We start from the raw sequence: 15,430 nt of genomic DNA on the forward strand, positions 1-15,430 counted from the left end.
CAAGTCATCCGTCGAAAAGGTCAAGATTGTCCGTATCATCTTCAAGAATCTGTCGCGCAAGCGCGCGCGAAATGGGCCGCTGTTCCTCGTCGGCGGCCTCATCCAGCTTCCTGACGATTTCGCGAGCCGCCGGGATCGACCTTTCCATCCGCCGAAGCAGGTAGGGGAAAACCTCCTTGGGTGGCCGAATGCTCCGCTCGCGGAAGAACTTTCTCAACACACCTTCGAGGACTTCGTCGTCAGGTTCCTCAATCAGAGCGACCGGCAGGGCGTTGAGACGCGAGCGCAGGTCGGGAAGCTCGGCTGACCAGGCGGACGGCGCCGAGCGGGCGGTGAGCAGCAGGCTGCCGCCGTCGTGGCCAGCCATGTTGATCAGGTGGAACAGGGTCTCGGCGTCGACGCCCTGATCCACGTCCTCCACCAGCACGGGGCGGCCATTGGCGGCTGAGACGTCGGTCGCATCGCGGTCGAGGACCAAGGCTCCGGCCTGAGCCGCCCAGCCCTGGGCCAGATGGGTCTTGCCGATGCCCTGGGCGCCTACCAGAACCAGGCAGCCGCCGTGCCAGGCCGGCCAGGCGTCGAGAGCCGCGATGGCCTGGGCGTTCGAGGGCCCCAGGCTGAGGTCGCGGCGCGCATAGGATACGGGTCGCCTCAGGCTCAGGCGTAGCTGTCGCACTATGCGTCTCTTGGGGTGGGGGCGGTCACGGGCCGATCTTAGCGACGCGGACTTGCCGGGTCGATGTGGACAGCGTCGGCAATTGGGGATGAACGGTGACATTGCCGCCGCGCGTGCCCGTCGATAGGCTCATCCCCAGGGTGTGCCGAGGGGGCGTCGTGAAGCTCAATATCGTTATCGCTGCCTTTGTCATGGCCGCCGCCGCGAGTTCAGCCCTCGCCCAATCCTGGGTCGCGGTGACCAAGGATCAGGATCAGAGCCAATACGAGATCGACATGGGTTCGATCGCCGCCAATGGCGGTTACACCCAGTCTTTCATGCGCCAGGTGGCCCCCAAGCCGCTGAAGGACGCCGTCAGCGGCAAGCGTTACGTCAATTCCGTCATCCAACGGCTGGACGACTGTCGCACCCGGACCTTCGCCTTCGTCTCCTACGCCTATGTGGACCAGCAGGGTCAGGTGGTGAGCTCCCAGATCGTGCCGCGCGCCAGTTGGCAGTTCAATGCGGCGCCGCCCGGCAGTGTTGGCGCCGTTCTGCAAGAGAAGGTCTGCGCCGTGGTGGCGCAACGGGCGGCCCTCAAGCCCAGCCTGGATACGGGCCCCACCACCAAGACGAACTGGCTGCCCACGGCCTACGATCCGAAGACCCAGACCCGGTACTATGTCCGCCAGGACAGTGTGGTGGGCCTTGGGGATGGGGTCGTGGCGGCGATCCTGCGCGCCGACAGCGCCACGCCCATCAGGCTGCCGGACGGCTCGCAGATGACCACGGGCTTCATCGCCCAGATGTTCGCGTGTGGTGAGCACAAGATCAGCACGGTCTCTGTGGACAGTTACGACTCCGTCGGCGCGTTGGTGGCGGTCTATCAGCCGCCGTCCGACAAGGTCGAGATTCAGACCTATGTCGCCGGTTCGACCACCGAGCAACTCGCCAAGTACGTTTGCGACGAGAGCCATATCGTCGCCACCGAGGACGAGGGCGAGACCTTCGTCGGAACCGGCTGGCTCGGCCCCAAGGGATACATCATCACCGCTTACCATGTGATCGAGGGCGCGACTCTGCTGGAGCTGGCCCGCGACGGGAAAGTCTTCGGCCGCGCTGAGTTGGTGGTGGCTGATCCGGCCAACGACATCGCCATTCTGAAGCCGCTGAGACCCCTGCCGGCCCGAATCGCCATCGCCTTCAGCGCCGCGCCCGCCCAGTTGGGGGAACGTGTTTTCACCCTGGGCTATCCCTCACCGGGGACGCTGGGCATGACACTGAAGATGACCTCGGGCGAGGTCAGCGCCATGGCGGGCAACGATGTCGCCACCGGGCGGCGGGACGACGCGCGGTTCCTGCAGGTCTCCATGCCCATTCACTCCGGCAATAGCGGCGGGCCGGTGATCGACGACCAGGGTCGGGCTGTGGGTATCGTCATCTCCAAGATGACGAAGGCCAGTGAGAATGAGATCGCCCAGAACGTGAACTACGCTCTGAAGATTGGCTATGTGCGCAACCTGCTGTCGGAATTGCCGGCTGTCAGCGTCCCGGTTTCGGCCACGCCGCGGCCCACCATCAGTAGCCTGGTGGAGGAGTTGCAGGGCTCGGTCTTCCTGGTGATCGCCTCCAGCGGTGCGGCCTCCGCGCGCGATTAGGCGGGCGGTCGGCGCCGCGTGCGGGGCAAACCGCTGCACGTTTTTTCGGCGATCCCGCCATTCCTGCGTGAAACAGGCAGCTTGACCATTTGCGCCTATTTGGACCGCGGATCCTGGGTCAGCCTCTCCCCACACCAAGGACGGTGAGCTGGGGATAGCTCTATGAACATTCTGAACCTGCGCCGTGCGGCGCTGTTGTCTGGCGCGGCGGTTGCGGCGGTGCTGAGCGCGCCGACCTGGGCGCTGGCCCAGACCTCGGGGACTGTGGAGGAACTGGTGGTGACCGGCAGCCGCGTCTCCGAGGCCTCGGTGGCCATCGGCACCGACCAGGTCACCGCCACCGTCGCGATCACCCGCGAGGCGCTGCTTTCGGCGCCGGCCGGGGTGACGGGCCTGAAGATGCTGGAGTCCCTGCCGGGCTTCAACGTCCAGGCCAATGACGCCCTGGGCATGTACGAGTTTGGCAACTCGGTCTCGGTGCGCGCCTTCAACTTCCAGCAGATCGGCTTCCTGTTGGACAACATTCCCATGGGCCGCAGCGACCAGTTCGGCGGCAGCCCGATCTACCGCTACGTCGACAACGAGAACCTGCTGCGAGTGACGGCCTCGGCCGGCTCGGGCGATGTCAGCCTGCCGAGCTACGCCTCGCTGGGGCCGATCGTCAGCTACCTGACCCAGGTTCCGGACGAGGAATTCGGCGGCGTGCTGAGTCAGAGCCTCGGCAGCGACAACCTGCGCCGCACCTTCGCCCGCATAGATCTCGGAGAGCATGCGGGCCTGTCGGGCTATGTCAGCGGCTCATGGATCCACGGCGACCTCTGGCGCGGGCCCGGCGACATTGACCGCACGCACTATGAAGCCAAGCTGCGCTACGAAATCGGCGAGGGCGCGATCACCTTCCAGACGGTCCACAACGACTATTTCGACTACGACTCGCCATCGATCACCAAGGCGCAGTACGCCGGAACAGCCGGCGACATCTTCGGCCGCTCGGGGCGCAGCTTCGCCTATCTGGGCTATGTGCCGGTGCTGCCCGTGACAGCGGCGGGCGTCACCTATTCCAACACCGCCTACAACCAGTACTACAAACAGGCCGTCAACAGCCGCCAGGACCACCTCTATGGCCTGACCTACGACACCCCGATCGGTGAGACGCTGAAGCTGACGGTGGGCGCCTACTACGAGTCCAAGGAGGGTTACGGCGTCTCGCCCGAGGCCTATTCGACCTCGCTTACCAACTACAACAATGAGCGTCTGATCGTGCCGGGGCTCTTCGCGCCGCTGGGCCTGCAGTATGGCCTTTCGACGGTGGACGGCACACGCCAGGGCGCGACAGCCAAGCTGACCTGGAGCCTCGCCAACCACGACATCTCGGGCGGCGTCTGGGTGGAGAACGACGACTATCATCGCACCCAGCAGCGCTACAACCAGGTGGGCGGCAGTCCCGACGGCGCGCCGCTGTTGAGCCAACCGGTCCACCTGCAGCGCAACTACGTCTCGACCCGCGACACCGTGGAGTTCTTCCTGAAGGACACGATCGGTCTCTTTGACGATCGGTTGAAGATCGACCTGGGCTTCAAGAGTCTCAGCGTCGACTACAACATCGCCGGCTATCGAAATCCGGGCGACTTCATCGCGCGCCGCCAACCGTCCATCTCAAAGACCTGGGAGGACAGCTTCCTGCCGCAGGTGGGCGGGGTGTTCGACGTCAACGGCCGCGACCAGATCTTTGCATCCTACTCAGAGAACATGGCCCTGCCGCGCGGGGCCGACGATATCTTTTCGGCCGCCAGTCCCCTGGCGCCTGGACCGGAGGCCGAAACCTCCACCAACTGGGAGATCGGCTACCGGGCCAACAGGCCAACCTTCAACGCCTCGATCGTGGCCTACAAGACCACCTTCGAGAATCGGCTGCAGTCCTTCGCATCGGTGGTGCCGGGCTCGACGACGACCGAGACCTTCTCTCAGAACGTCGGCGCCGTGGAGGCGCACGGGGCGGAATTCAGCGGCCAGTGGAAGCCGGAGTTCCTGGGCGGGAAAGTCTATTTCAACTCCAATCTCAGCTACAATATCGCCGAGTTCCAGGACAGTTTCCCGGGCTTCGCGATCGCCGGGAATCGGGTGCCAGACTTCCCTGAATGGCTGTGGACCGGCGGCGTGACCTTCGAGCCGGCCGAGGGCGCGGTGATCAATGTCTCCGCCCGGCACATCAGCTCGCGCTACACCAACTTCGTGAACAGCGAGCAGACCGACGGCTACACCATCTACAATGCCTATGTGGACCTGGGCGACGGGTTCGGGGCAGGACCGTTCGAGCAGATCAAGGCGCGGGTGAACATCGACAACATCCTGGACGAAGACTACCTGGGCACGGTCAACGTCACGACCGGCACGCCTGCGTCCTTCCGGCCAGGCCCGCGCCGGACGATCCAGTTCACGATCTCGGCGGAGTTCTAGCCGCCGGCGACATCATCCCGGGCCGTGGCGGCCCACGGCTCGGGGTGAGGCTTAGACGTGCGTCCGTGGCGGGGCTAGACCTTGTCGGCGACCCGGTCGCGCGCCGACATGAGGGACCAGCCCTCGGGACGCAGCAGTTCAATGGGGGAGAAGCGGACCTTGTAGTCCATCTTGTCCGAGCCCCGCACCCAATAGCCCAGATAGACGTAGGGCATGTCGGTGAGGCCGGCCTGCGCCACGTGATCCAGGATCACGAAGGAGCCCAGGCTGCGGCGGGCCAGGGTGGGGTCGTAGAAGCTGTAGACCAACGACAGGCCGTCGCTCATCAAGTCCACAAGGGCGCAGGCGATGAGGTCGCCAGGCCCGCCGTCCCTGGAACGAAGCCGGTATTCGATGATGTGGGTGCGGACCGCCGTGTCCTCGACCATGGCGACGAAGTCGGGCCAGGTCATCTCGGCCATGCCGCCATCGGCATGCCGGGTGAGCAGGTAGCGGCGGAGCAGGTCGAACTGCTCCATGGTCGCCTCGGCCTCCACGAGGTGGCGCTCGATGTCCTCGTTGCGGGCCAGCGTCTTGCGCTCCGAGCGCGAGAAGACGTAGTCGGCGGCGGGAATCCGGGCCGAGACACAGGCCGAGCAAGCTTCGCAGGCGGGCCGATAGGCGATGTTCTGGGAGCGCCTGAAACCGACCTGGGTCAGGGAGTCGTTCACCGTGGCGCCGTCCGACAGCGGCAGGTGGGCGAACACCTTTCGCTCATGCCGTTCCGGCAGATAGGGACAGGGGCTCGGCGCCGTCAGGAAGAACCTGAGTTGTCGGGTCGGAAAATGTTGCGTCACTGACTTGCGATCGCTCTCGAACCACTGCGCTGCGACCGATTAGGCGTCATGCCGGTGGGTTGCGCAAGTGTTCCGAGAGTCACAGCCTAGAACCCATTATCCGGCGGCAGCACGGGAGCTTCCCGCAGCAGCACGATGGCGATTCGCCGATTGCCGGGCAGGGTGGGATCGTCCGGGTACAGCGGCTCTGAATTCGCCTTGCCCGCCACCTGGTAGACGCGGTCCGGATCGACCCCGATGTTTTGCAGCAACCGCCGCGAGGCGTCGGCGCGCGCCGAGGACAGGGACCAGTCGCTGTCGGCCTTGCGCCCGTTCATACTGGCCGAGGTGTGGCCGGAAATACTGATCCGGTTGGGCAACTGATTGACGATCTTGCCAACCGCCCGCAGCAGCAGCTTGGCGCGGTCGTTGGGTTGCACCTGGCCTTCGTTGAAGAGCGAGCGCCCCTCCTGGTCCACCAACTGGATGCGCAAGCCTTCGGGGGTCTGATCGATGATGATGTTCTTGGAGAGTTCGGCGAGCTCCGGCATGTCCTGAAGCGACTGGCGCAGCGACTGGGCCGCAGATTGGAAAGCGGCTTCCTCGCGCTTTTCCAGGGCTTCCTTCATGGCCTCGCTGGAGGCTTGGGAGTCGATGGCCTTGGCCGCGTCGCTGGCCTTGCCGTCGTCGGGGTTCTTCGATTCCGGCGACATCTCCTCGATGATCGCCATGGAGCCCGCCCCCTTGGACCCGTCCTCGCCCAGGGCCGTGCCGGCCAGGATGCCTCCGGAGCCCGAGGTGGTTTCCGACACGCTGGCTGGGGCGAAGTAGTCGGCGATGCCGCGCTTCTGTTCCGGGCTGGTGGTGTTGATCAGCCACATCAGCAGGAAGAACGCCATCATCGCGGTCACGAAGTCGGCGTAGGCCACCTTCCAGGCGCCGCCATGATGCCCATGACCGCCGCTCTTCTTGATTTTCTTGATCAGGATAGGGGCTTCGCCGACAGCCATGATTCAAATCCGGTTAACGATGATTCCAGGGCAAGGTGCGGTAGGGCTCGTTAAGATGGCGTTGAGTTTGTTCAGAAGGACTTGGGCATGAAGGTCGCATTCGTGGGCTTGGGCGTGATGGGCTTCCCGATGGCGGGACACCTGGCCAAGGCCGGCCACGAGGTGGCGGTCTTCAACCGCAGTCCGGCGAAGGCGCAGCGCTGGGTCCAGAGTCATGGCGGACGGGCGTGCGCGACGGTGGCGGAGGCCGCCGAGGGCGCCGAGATCGTCTTCCTGTGCGTGGGCGATGACGACGACGTCCGCGGCGTCGTGTCCCAGGCCGCGCCGGCCATGGCGGCGGGCGCGATCCTCGTCGATCACACCACGACCTCGGCCAAGGTGGCCCGCGAGTTGGCTGTCCTGTTGGAGCAGAACGGGCGATTCTTCATCGACGCGCCGGTGTCCGGCGGCCAGGCCGGAGCGGAGAACGGACAGCTCACCGTGATGTGCGGCGGAGACAGGGCCGCCTACGGCCGGGCCGAGCCCGTGATCATGGCCTACGCCAAGGCCGTTCGCCTGATGGGCGGTCCGGGCGCGGGGCAACTCACCAAAATGGTCAACCAGATCGCCATCGCCGGCCTGGTCCAGGGTCTGGCTGAGGGTATGCACTTCGCCAAACGCGCCGGGCTTGACCCCCTGGAGGTCTACGAGGCGATCTCCAAGGGGGCGGCGCAGTCCTGGCAGATGGACAACCGCTGGAAGACGATGGCGCAAGGCAAGTTCGATTTCGGCTTCGCCGTCGACTGGATGCGTAAGGACCTGGGCCTGGTGCTGGACGAGGCGGCATCCAACGGCGCCCAGCTCGATGTCACCGCCTTGGTCGACGGCTTCTATGAAGAGGTTCAGGCGATGGGCGGCCGGCGATGGGACACCTCCAGCCTGGTGGCCCGGCTCGAAAGGCCGTGATCAGTATCCGCGCCGCCACTCTTCCCGGGGACTCGGCGGGCATTGCGGCGATCGACAGCTCTGTGCAGACCGCCAATGTGCTGGCGGCCTGCGCCGGACCGGAGGGCGTGGTTCTGCGCACCGAGCGGCAGACAGTGACCAAGCGCTTTCCTATCGAGGATCTGGACGATCCTGACCGCCCCTGGAGCCGCGCCTGGGTGGCGGTGGATGAGGCCCGGATCATCGGTTTCGCCGCTGTGGGCTTCCAGGCCTGGAACTGGCGGCTGGTGCTTTGGCACTTCTATGTGGACGCGAGCCGTCGCGGACAGGGCCTGGGCCGTCGGCTGATGGAAGTTGTGCTCGAGGAGGCGAGGGCGCGAGCGGCGCGCCATGTCTGGCTGGAGACCAGCAACCAGAATCCGCCGGGGGTCGCGGCCTATCAGGCTCTGGGGTTCAGCCTCAGCGGCCTGGACCTGACCCTCTATGACGGCACGCCTTCAGAAGGCGAGTTCGCGCTCTTTTTCAGCCGCCCGGTCTAAGTCCCTTGGACCGGGTTTTGGCGAGATTCAGCGACAGCTCGGCCTCGCCGATCTGACCCGCGCGTGACAGCAGGTCGGCGATGGGCTGGGAAAGGTCGGCGTCGTCGATCATGCTGCCGAGGTTTTCGCAGGCGGCCCGGAGAGTCGTCGGCGGCCTCACTCGAGTAGTCCTGGGGCGGAAACATCAGTCATGGAGGTGGGGCGGTGTCGGTGATGGTGCTGGAGACTGAGCGGTTGTTCCTGCGGCAGTTGAGTCCCGACGACGACGCCTTCATCCTGGAACTGCTCAACGAGCCGGGGTTCATCGAGAACATCGGTGATCGGCAGGTGCGCACCCTGGAGGACGCCCGCCGCTATGTCGCCGACGGACCGGCGGCCAGCTACGTTCAGCATGGCTTCGGCCTCTGGTGGGTGGGGTTGAAGGCCACGGCGGAGCCGGTGGGCATCTGCGGGCTGATCAAGCGCGACGTGCTTGACCATCCCGACATTGGGTACGCGTTCCTGGCGAGGTTCTCAGGCCAGGGGTTCGCCTCGGAAGCGGGGGCGGGGGTGCTGGCTCATGGCCGCAAGGCGCTGGGGCTCGGCCGCATCGTGGCCATCACCAAACCCCAGAATGAGGGGTCCATCCGCGTTCTGGAGAAGATCGGCCTGACGTTCGACGGCATGGTCACCCTGCCGGACCACGGCGGCGAGAGCCGCTATTTCGTCTCGGACGTTTAGCGCGCTGCCCAGCCGGAGGGCTCACCGCCCGCGACCTCGACGGCCTTGGTCTTCTTGTCCATGGCGCAGGCATATTTCACGGGCACGCCCCCCTTCGTCTTGCCGGTGAGGATTGCCATGCCGAAGCGCTGGCTGCCGAACGCCGAGACCGAGACCGTCCAGGCGTTCACGCCGGAATCCTTGGTCGCCGCCGTCTTGCAACGGGACGCGACATCCTTCTGGAACTCGATCCAGGCGTCGTCGGAGCTGGCGGACGCCGAGGCGGAGAGCGACAGGGCCAAGGCGCCGCCGATGAGCGCTGCGCGGAGGAGGGCGTTCGTCATGGTCGTCTCCATCTAGAGTCGGGGCAGGACCTGGGTTTCCAGCAGGGGCGCGAGGCGCACCCTAGGTGGGGCCGCCGGGTCGATCCACAGCAGTTCGGCGATCTCAGCCTGAGCTGCGACCTCACCGCGGATCGTTGCGTGGTAGATCGCCCCCTCCACCTGGGTGTCGGGTTCGTTGGCCGCCGGCGCGGTGAAGACACCGAGCGCGCGGCTGTCCACTAGGACGCAGCCCAACTCTTCGGCCAGTTCGCGGGCAAGCGCCTTGATGTCGTCCTCACCGGGATCTCGCTTGCCGCCGGGCAGCATGAAGACCGTTGTGCCCTGTTTGCGCACGGTGAGCAGCCGACCCTGGCCGTCGCGGATCACGCCCGCGACAATGCAGATCGGCGGCCGGGTCACGCGCCCATCAGACGGGCGGCGGTGGGGGCGAAGTAGGTGATGACACCGGCCGCGCCCGCGCGCTTGAAGGCGCCGAGGCTTTCCAGAATGGCGCGTTCCTCATCCAGCCAGCCGTTCTGGGTGGCGGCCTTGATCATCGCGTACTCGCCCGAGACCTGGAACGCGAAGGTGGGCATGGCGAAGGTCTCCACCACGCGCTGGACGATATCCAGATAGGGCATGCCCGGCTTGACCATGACCATGTCGGCGCCCTCGGCGATGTCGAGGGCCACTTCGCGCAGGGCCTCATCGGAATTGGCGAAGTCCATCTGGTAGGTCTTCTTGTCGCCGGGATTGTCCACCGAGCCGGTCCCAAGCTTGCCCGAGCCGATCGCCTCCCGGTAGGGACCATAGAAGGCCGAGGCGTATTTGGCGGCGTAGGACATGATCATAACATCCTGAAGTCCCGCGCTTTCGAGGGCTGTTCTTAAGGCTCCGCAGCGGCCGTCCATCATGTCGGAGGGCGCCAGGATGTCGGCGCCGGCCTCGGCCTGCATGATCCCCTGGCGCACCAGGGTCTCGATGGTGGGGTCGTTGAGGATGCGGCCGTTCTCGATCAGGCCGTCGTGGCCATGGTCGGTGAAGGGGTCCAACGCCACGTCGCACATGATCCCGACCTCGGGAGCGGCGTCCTTCATGGCCTTGACCGCCGTCGCCACCAGGCCGTTGGGGTCGTGGGCCAGGCTGCCGGTGGCGTCCTTCTTGGCGCCGTCGATGTGGGGGAAGACCGCGATGGCCGGAATGCCGAGCTTGCGGGCCTCGACGGCGGCCTTGGCGCAGTCCTTCACCGACAGGCGCGAAACACCGGGCATCGAACCCACGGGGACTTCACCCTCACCCTCATGAACCACCATCGACCAGATCAGGTCGGCGGGGGTCAGAACGCTCTCGCGGACCAGGCGTCGGACCCAGTCGGCCTGGCGCAGGCGACGCAGACGCAGGGCGGGGTAGGCGGCGAGGTGGGCGTTTTTCATGGCCCGTTCTCTAGGCCGCAGGCGAGGTCAGGCCAATCCCCCGCGCTGAAACCAAGCGGATAAAGCCGATGGCGGGGGCCGCGATCAGCCAGAGCCCGGCCAGCAGCGACAGAACCACCGCGGCGACCAGCAAGCTGACGATCCGGCCATCGATGATCATTCGGGATAGATCGATGTTGATCGTCGAGAAGCCATCCCAGCCATTGACCCGGGTGAACTCCAGCAGTTCTCCGATCCCGCTGATCAAGGCCCCTAGGCCGCACGCGCCCGCGGCCATGGTCAAGGCGAAGGCCACCCAGAAAATCCTGATCTGAAAATCGTGGTGGGAACGGATGGCGGCCGGCGCGTCGTCTCGTTGCGAATAGGCGATGATCACCGCGATCAGGGCCGGGATGCCGGCGAAGAAGATCGCCGCAAATAGCAGGCCGTAGTTCACCAAGGCGAGGTTTCGGGCTGCTTCGGGGCCGCGCCCCATCAACTGTTCGGTCATGCCGCGACTCCCCCGCGCACAGCGCGCATCGTTGACAGGTTGCGCCAGTGGGGCGAACTCCTCAAGCCAACCGCTTCGAGGCCAGGCAGATCATGGATTTCACCCTCAACGAAGATCAGCGCGCCATCGAGGACGCCGCCCGCGTCTTCGCGGCCGAAGAACTGGCGCCCAACTCGGCCCGCTGGGACGAAGACAAGCACTTTCCGGTGGATGTGCTGCGCAAGGCCGCGGGGCTGGGATTCGCCGGCCTCTATGTGCGGGAGGACGTCGGCGGCTCGGCCCTGACGCGGCTGGACGCCTCCATCGTCTTTGAGCAGCTCAGCTACGGCGACGTGCCGACCGCGGCCTTTCTGTCGATCCACAACATGGTCTCGTGGATGATCGACCGCTTCGGCTCCGACGACCTGCGTCAACGCTACCTGCCGAAGCTGACGAGCATGGAACTTATCGCCTCCTATTGCCTGACCGAGCCGGGCTCGGGGTCGGACGCTGCGGCGCTCTCTACAACGGCGAAGAAAGACAGCGATTCCTATGTCCTGACCGGCTCCAAGGCCTTCATCTCCGGGGCCGGAACCTCCGACATCTACCTGGTGATGGCCCGCACCGGCGCGGCCGGGGCCAAGGGCGTCTCGGCCTTCGTGGTGGAGAAGGACCAGCCGGGCGTCTCCTTCGGCGCTCAGGAGCGCAAGATGGGCTGGAACGCTCAACCGACGGCCCAGGTGAACCTGGATGGCGTGCGCGTGCCGGAGGCCAACCGCCTGGGCGGGGAGGGGGAAGGCTTCCGCTTCGCCATGGCTGGGCTGGACGGCGGGCGGATCAACATCGCGTCGTGTTCGCTGGGTGGGGCGCAACTGGCGCTGGATACGGCCCGCGATTACCTGCTCACCCGCAAGCAGTTCGGCCAGGCCCTGGCCGACTTCCAGGCTCTGCAGTTCCGGCTGGCGGACATGGCCACCGAACTGGACGCCGCCCGCCTGATGGTCCGCCGGGCGGCCGCAGCCCTCGACGCGCGCGATCCAAAGGCCACGCAGTACTGCGCCATGGCCAAGCGGTTCGCCACCGACACCGGTTTCGAGGTCGCCAACCAGGCCCTGCAACTGCATGGTGGCTACGGCTACCTGAAAGACTATCCGCTGGAACGGATCGTGCGCGACCTGCGGGTCCACCAGATCCTGGAAGGCACCAACGAGATCATGCGGGTGATCATCGCCCGGGAGCTGCTGCGGCAATGAATGACGAAGTCCTGGTCCGAATCGACGGCCGTGTCGGCCGCCTGACACTGAACCGGCCGCAGGCGCTGCACGCGCTCACCACAGGCATGTGCGAAATCCTCACCGACGCCCTGCTGGCCTGGAAGGACGATCCGGCGGTGGATCTGGTGCTGCTGGACCACTCCGGCGAGCGCGGGTTCTGCGCCGGCGGCGACATCCGAATGCTGGCCGAAAGTGGGGCGGCGGACGGCAAGGCGGCGCGCGAGTTCTTCTTCAAGGAGTACCGCCTCAACCACCTGTTGTTCGATTACGCCAAGCCGGTGGTGGCGATCATGGACGGCGTGACTATGGGCGGCGGCGTCGGTCTGGCGGCGCCATCCCAGTACCGCGTGGCCACCGAGCGGACGACCTTCGCCATGCCGGAGACTGGGATCGGCCTGTTCCCCGATGTGGGCGGCGGCTGGTTCCTGTCGCGCATGCCAGGCCACATCGGCCTGTGGCTGGCGCTCACCGGCGCGCGGCTGAAGGCGGCGGACTGCGAACTGGTGGGGATCGCCACCGACTTCATTCCCAGCGCTCAGATCGACGCGTTCAAGACCGCCCTGATCGCCGATCCCGCCGCCGTCGAGACGTTGCTGACCGAGTTCGAGGGGGACGCCGGGCGGCCTCGCCTGGCCGAGCATCAAGACGAGATCGAGCGAATATTCGGGCTCGGGAGCGTCGAGGCGATCGTCGAGGCCCTGCAGCACTCCGACACCGACTGGTCGGACGACCAACTCAAGGCTCTGTCGGCGAAGTCTCCCCAGACGATGAAGGTCGCCTTCCGCCAATTGGCCCTCGGCGGCAAGGCGGCGAGTTTCGCCGACAACATGGAGATGGAGTACCGGATCGGCGCCCGTGTGGTTCAGCGGCACGACTTCATCGAGGGTGTGAGGGCTGTGATCGTCGAGAAGGACAACGCCCCGAAGTGGAACCCGGCTACTCTGGAGGGCGTCACCGAGGCCATGCTGGACGATATCTTCGCGCCGCTGCCTTCCGATCAGACCTGGACTCCCCTAACTCCACTGTAACGAGACGCATCGGGCCGCCGAATGGTATCCCGATAGACAACGAAACTTGGGAGAAAACCGATGACACGCAATCTGTTGCTGGCCGCCGTGGCGGCCTTGGCGCTTTCCACGAGCGTGGCGCACGCCGCGCCCTCCAAGGACGTTGTCGCCGCGGTCGCCGACGCGGGCCGCCCGGAAGCCGACACCAAGCGCGACGCGGACCGCAAGCCAGCCGAGATGCTGGAGTTCGCCGGGGTGAAGCCCGGCCAGACGGTGGCCGACTTCCTGCCCGGCGGCGGCTATTTCACCCGCATCTTCTCCAAGGCCGTCGGTCCCAAGGGGACGGTCTACGCGGTGATCAACGCCCCGCCGCCGAACCCCGCGCCCGACGCCAAGCCCAACCCGATCCTGGCCGTGGCGGCCGACGCCAACTACGGCAACGTCAAGGTCGTGCAGGCCAGCTTCCAGACCCTGGCCCTGCCGACCCAGGCCGACGTGATCTGGACGTCGCAGAACTATCACGACCTGCACCTGGCCCGCTTCAACCTGGACGTCGCGGCGGTGAACAAGGCGGTCTATGCGGCCCTGAAGCCGGGCGGCGTCTATATCGTCCTCGACCACGCCGCTCTCCTGGGCGCGCCCCTGGACACCGCCGACAAGCTGCACCGCATCGACCCCGCCATCGTGAAGAGCGAACTGGCCGCGGCCGGCTTCCAGTACGAGGGTGAGAGCACCCTGCTGCGCAACACCACCGACGACCACACCAAGGGCGTTTTCGACCCGACCCTGCGCGGCCACACCGACCAGTTCATCTACAAGTTCCGCAAACCCAAGTAAGGGAGCGTCGCCCATGACGCGGATCGCGTTCATCGGTCTGGGAAACATGGGCGGCGGCATGGCCGCCAACCAGGCGAAGGCGGGCCATACCGTCGCGGCCTTCGACCTTTCGGCCCAGGCGCTGGAGAAGGCCGTGGCGGCGGGTTGCCGCGCGGCCGGTTCGGCGGTGGAGGCCGTCTCCGACGCCGAGGTGGTGATCACCATGCTGCCGGCCGGTCCCCATGTCCGGGCCGTCTATGCGAACGAGGTGCTGGCCAGGGCGCCGAAGAGCGCCCTGCTGATTGACTGCTCCACCATCGATGTGGAGAGCGCCCGGGCTGTCGCGGCCGACGCCAAGGCCCAGGGCTTCCGTTTCGCCGATGCGCCGGTCTCCGGCGGCACAGCGGCCGCCGAAGGGGGAACCCTGGCCTTCATGGTCGGCTGCGACGAGGCCGATTTCGCGGCCGTCGAGGGCACGCTCGATCCCATGGCCCGCGCGGTCATCCGCGCCGGCGACCACGGGGCCGGGCAGGCGGCCAAGATCTGCAACAACATGGTGCTGGGCATCTCGATGATCGGGGTGTGCGAGGCCTTCGCGCTGGCGGAAAAGCTGGGCCTGGATCCCGACCGCTTCTTCGAGATCGCCACCAAGTCCTCAGGACAGTGCTGGTCGCTCAGCAACTACAGCCCCTGGCCGGGCCAGGTGCCGGCAGCGCCATCGAATCGCGATTATGAGGGCGGGTTCGCCACGGCCATGATGCTCAAGGACCTGAAGCTCGCCCAGGAGGCCGCCGCCAAGTCCGGCGCGGCCACGCCGATGGGCGCTCAGGCCGAGGGCATGTACGCTCTGTTCGACCGCCTCGGTGGCGGATCGAAGGACTTCAGCGCAATTCTGCAGCTGTTCCGGGGCGTCGCGCCTTGAGAATGGTTATCGCCGTTCACGAACTCTGACTGTACGCTCACGAAATGTGCGGTCTTGCGACATGACGGATTGTAGACAACGGGGACGCGGGGCGCGATAAGCCCGGCGAAGCAAGGGGACCGGTCGCGGCGCGAGATCGTCGAACGCGCGGCTGGAATTCAAGTCGATGGATTATAAGGCCGCGTTCAGCACCGCTCTTGAGCAGATTCACGCCGAGGGACGTTACCGGGTCTTCGCCGACCTGAAGCGCCACCGGGGGCAGTTCCCCAAGGCGACCTGGACGCGTGAGGACGGCGGTCGGTCCGAGGTGATCGTCTGGTGCTCCAATGACTATCTTGGCCAGGGCCAGAACCCGGTCGTCCTGGACGCCATGCACACGGCCATCGATGAGGCCGGCGGCGGTTCGGGCGGCACCCGCAACATTTCCGG

The 15,430-nt window shown here is 66.1% G+C and carries 17 protein-coding genes and 1 pseudogene; 10 read left to right on the top strand and 8 right to left on the bottom strand.

Annotated elements, in window-relative coordinates; all coding sequences use genetic code 11:
- Positions 1-4 precede the first annotated feature (4 nt).
- A complete protein-coding gene (locus AAC997_RS19110; RefSeq protein WP_340647294.1) occupies positions 5-676 on the bottom strand; it encodes a DnaA/Hda family protein in 672 nt (223 codons plus the stop codon).
- A gap of 158 nt (positions 677-834) precedes the next feature.
- Between AAC997_RS19110 and AAC997_RS19115 the strand changes: the two genes are divergently transcribed.
- Entirely contained in the window at positions 835-2,313 is a 1,479-nt protein-coding gene (locus AAC997_RS19115; protein WP_340647295.1) for a serine protease, read from the top strand.
- 162 nt (positions 2,314-2,475) lie between these two features.
- Positions 2,476-4,770 carry a TonB-dependent receptor gene (locus tag AAC997_RS19120; RefSeq protein ID WP_340647296.1) on the top strand — a complete coding sequence of 765 codons (2,295 nt, stop codon included), beginning with the start codon at positions 2,476-2,478 and terminating at the stop codon, positions 4,768-4,770.
- A 74-nt stretch (positions 4,771-4,844) separates the two neighbouring features.
- Here the strand turns inward: AAC997_RS19120 and AAC997_RS19125 are convergent, their stop codons facing one another.
- Together AAC997_RS19125 and AAC997_RS19130 are read right to left on the bottom strand one after the other, a co-directional pair.
- The gene (locus AAC997_RS19125; protein ID WP_340647297.1) at positions 4,845-5,606 is read right to left on the bottom strand and encodes an arginyltransferase; all 762 of its coding nucleotides are present in this window, start codon (positions 5,604-5,606) and stop codon (positions 4,845-4,847) included.
- A gap of 86 nt (positions 5,607-5,692) precedes the next feature.
- On the bottom strand, positions 5,693-6,595 hold the full coding sequence (locus tag AAC997_RS19130; protein WP_340647298.1) for a flagellar motor protein MotB: 903 nt from the start codon (positions 6,593-6,595) through the stop codon (positions 5,693-5,695).
- Between the two features lie 87 nt (positions 6,596-6,682).
- Between AAC997_RS19130 and AAC997_RS19135 the strand changes: the two genes are divergently transcribed.
- Positions 6,683-7,540 carry an NAD(P)-dependent oxidoreductase gene (locus AAC997_RS19135; RefSeq protein WP_340647299.1) on the top strand — a complete coding sequence of 286 codons (858 nt, stop codon included), beginning with the start codon at positions 6,683-6,685 and terminating at the stop codon, positions 7,538-7,540.
- Entirely contained in the window at positions 7,537-8,058 is a 522-nt protein-coding gene (locus AAC997_RS19140) for a GNAT family N-acetyltransferase (RefSeq protein WP_340647300.1), read from the top strand. Before AAC997_RS19135 ends, AAC997_RS19140 begins: the two co-directional genes overlap by 4 nt.
- Here the strand turns inward: AAC997_RS19140 and AAC997_RS19145 are convergent.
- On the bottom strand, positions 8,042-8,218 hold the full coding sequence (locus tag AAC997_RS19145) for a hypothetical protein (protein WP_340647301.1): 177 nt from the start codon (positions 8,216-8,218) through the stop codon (positions 8,042-8,044). The two genes, AAC997_RS19140 and AAC997_RS19145, sit on opposite strands and share 17 nt — an antisense overlap.
- 53 nt (positions 8,219-8,271) lie before the next feature.
- Between AAC997_RS19145 and AAC997_RS19150 the strand changes: the two genes are divergently transcribed.
- Positions 8,272-8,778, top strand: coding sequence for a GNAT family N-acetyltransferase (locus AAC997_RS19150; protein WP_340647311.1), 507 nt, complete (start codon positions 8,272-8,274; stop codon positions 8,776-8,778).
- On the opposite strand, the gene AAC997_RS19155 is transcribed toward AAC997_RS19150, so the two are convergent.
- From AAC997_RS19155 to AAC997_RS19170, 4 genes are read right to left on the bottom strand one after another with little or no spacing between them, the layout of a single operon-like run.
- Entirely contained in the window at positions 8,775-9,101 is a 327-nt protein-coding gene (locus tag AAC997_RS19155) for a hypothetical protein (protein WP_340647302.1), read from the bottom strand. The genes AAC997_RS19150 and AAC997_RS19155 overlap by 4 nt on opposite strands.
- Positions 9,102-9,113: 12 nt before the next feature.
- Positions 9,114-9,500, bottom strand: coding sequence for an NUDIX domain-containing protein (locus AAC997_RS19160; RefSeq protein ID WP_340647303.1), 387 nt, complete (start codon positions 9,498-9,500; stop codon positions 9,114-9,116).
- The gene (hemB, locus tag AAC997_RS19165; protein ID WP_340647304.1) at positions 9,497-10,513 is read right to left on the bottom strand and encodes a porphobilinogen synthase; all 1,017 of its coding nucleotides are present in this window, start codon (positions 10,511-10,513) and stop codon (positions 9,497-9,499) included. Before hemB ends, AAC997_RS19160 begins: the two co-directional genes overlap by 4 nt.
- Before the next feature lie 10 nt (positions 10,514-10,523).
- On the bottom strand, positions 10,524-11,003 hold the full coding sequence (locus AAC997_RS19170) for a hypothetical protein (RefSeq protein ID WP_340647305.1): 480 nt from the start codon (positions 11,001-11,003) through the stop codon (positions 10,524-10,526).
- Between the two features lie 92 nt (positions 11,004-11,095).
- Here AAC997_RS19170 and AAC997_RS19175 point away from each other — a divergent pair, with 92 nt between their 5' ends.
- The 5 genes and pseudogenes from AAC997_RS19175 to AAC997_RS19195 form a co-directional block, all read left to right on the top strand.
- Positions 11,096-12,235 carry an isobutyryl-CoA dehydrogenase gene (locus AAC997_RS19175; protein WP_340647306.1) on the top strand — a complete coding sequence of 380 codons (1,140 nt, stop codon included), beginning with the start codon at positions 11,096-11,098 and terminating at the stop codon, positions 12,233-12,235.
- Positions 12,232-13,284, top strand: coding sequence for an enoyl-CoA hydratase/isomerase family protein (locus AAC997_RS19180; RefSeq protein WP_340647307.1), 1,053 nt, complete (start codon positions 12,232-12,234; stop codon positions 13,282-13,284). The genes AAC997_RS19175 and AAC997_RS19180 overlap by 4 nt, the downstream gene beginning before the upstream one ends.
- Positions 13,285-13,344: 60 nt before the next feature.
- On the top strand, positions 13,345-14,100 hold the full coding sequence (locus AAC997_RS19185; protein WP_340647308.1) for a methyltransferase: 756 nt from the start codon (positions 13,345-13,347) through the stop codon (positions 14,098-14,100).
- Between the two features lie 13 nt (positions 14,101-14,113).
- Entirely contained in the window at positions 14,114-15,001 is an 888-nt protein-coding gene (mmsB, locus tag AAC997_RS19190) for a 3-hydroxyisobutyrate dehydrogenase (RefSeq protein ID WP_340647309.1), read from the top strand.
- Positions 15,002-15,167: 166 nt separating this feature from the next.
- Positions 15,168-15,430: pseudogene (locus AAC997_RS19195) on the top strand (5-aminolevulinate synthase); the annotation flags it as partial.

This window comes from Phenylobacterium sp., assembly GCF_037968635.1.
Classification (GTDB): domain Bacteria; phylum Pseudomonadota; class Alphaproteobacteria; order Caulobacterales; family Caulobacteraceae; genus Phenylobacterium.

Coding starts and splice junctions, on each gene's coding strand:
- mmsB (WP_340647309.1), top strand. CDS start 14,114: ATGACGCGGATCGCGTTCATCGGTCTGGGAAACATGGGCGGCGGCATG.
- AAC997_RS19175 (WP_340647306.1), top strand. CDS start 11,096: ATGGATTTCACCCTCAACGAAGATCAGCGCGCCATCGAGGACGCCGCC.
- AAC997_RS19185 (WP_340647308.1), top strand. CDS start 13,345: ATGACACGCAATCTGTTGCTGGCCGCCGTGGCGGCCTTGGCGCTTTCC.
- AAC997_RS19170 (WP_340647305.1), bottom strand. CDS start 11,003: ATGACCGAACAGTTGATGGGGCGCGGCCCCGAAGCAGCCCGAAACCTC.
- AAC997_RS19120 (WP_340647296.1), top strand. CDS start 2,476: ATGAACATTCTGAACCTGCGCCGTGCGGCGCTGTTGTCTGGCGCGGCG.
- AAC997_RS19130 (WP_340647298.1), bottom strand. CDS start 6,595: ATGGCTGTCGGCGAAGCCCCTATCCTGATCAAGAAAATCAAGAAGAGC.
- AAC997_RS19180 (WP_340647307.1), top strand. CDS start 12,232: ATGAATGACGAAGTCCTGGTCCGAATCGACGGCCGTGTCGGCCGCCTG.
- AAC997_RS19135 (WP_340647299.1), top strand. CDS start 6,683: ATGAAGGTCGCATTCGTGGGCTTGGGCGTGATGGGCTTCCCGATGGCG.
- hemB (WP_340647304.1), bottom strand. CDS start 10,513: ATGAAAAACGCCCACCTCGCCGCCTACCCCGCCCTGCGTCTGCGTCGC.
- AAC997_RS19150 (WP_340647311.1), top strand. CDS start 8,272: ATGGTGCTGGAGACTGAGCGGTTGTTCCTGCGGCAGTTGAGTCCCGAC.
- AAC997_RS19155 (WP_340647302.1), bottom strand. CDS start 9,101: ATGACGAACGCCCTCCTCCGCGCAGCGCTCATCGGCGGCGCCTTGGCC.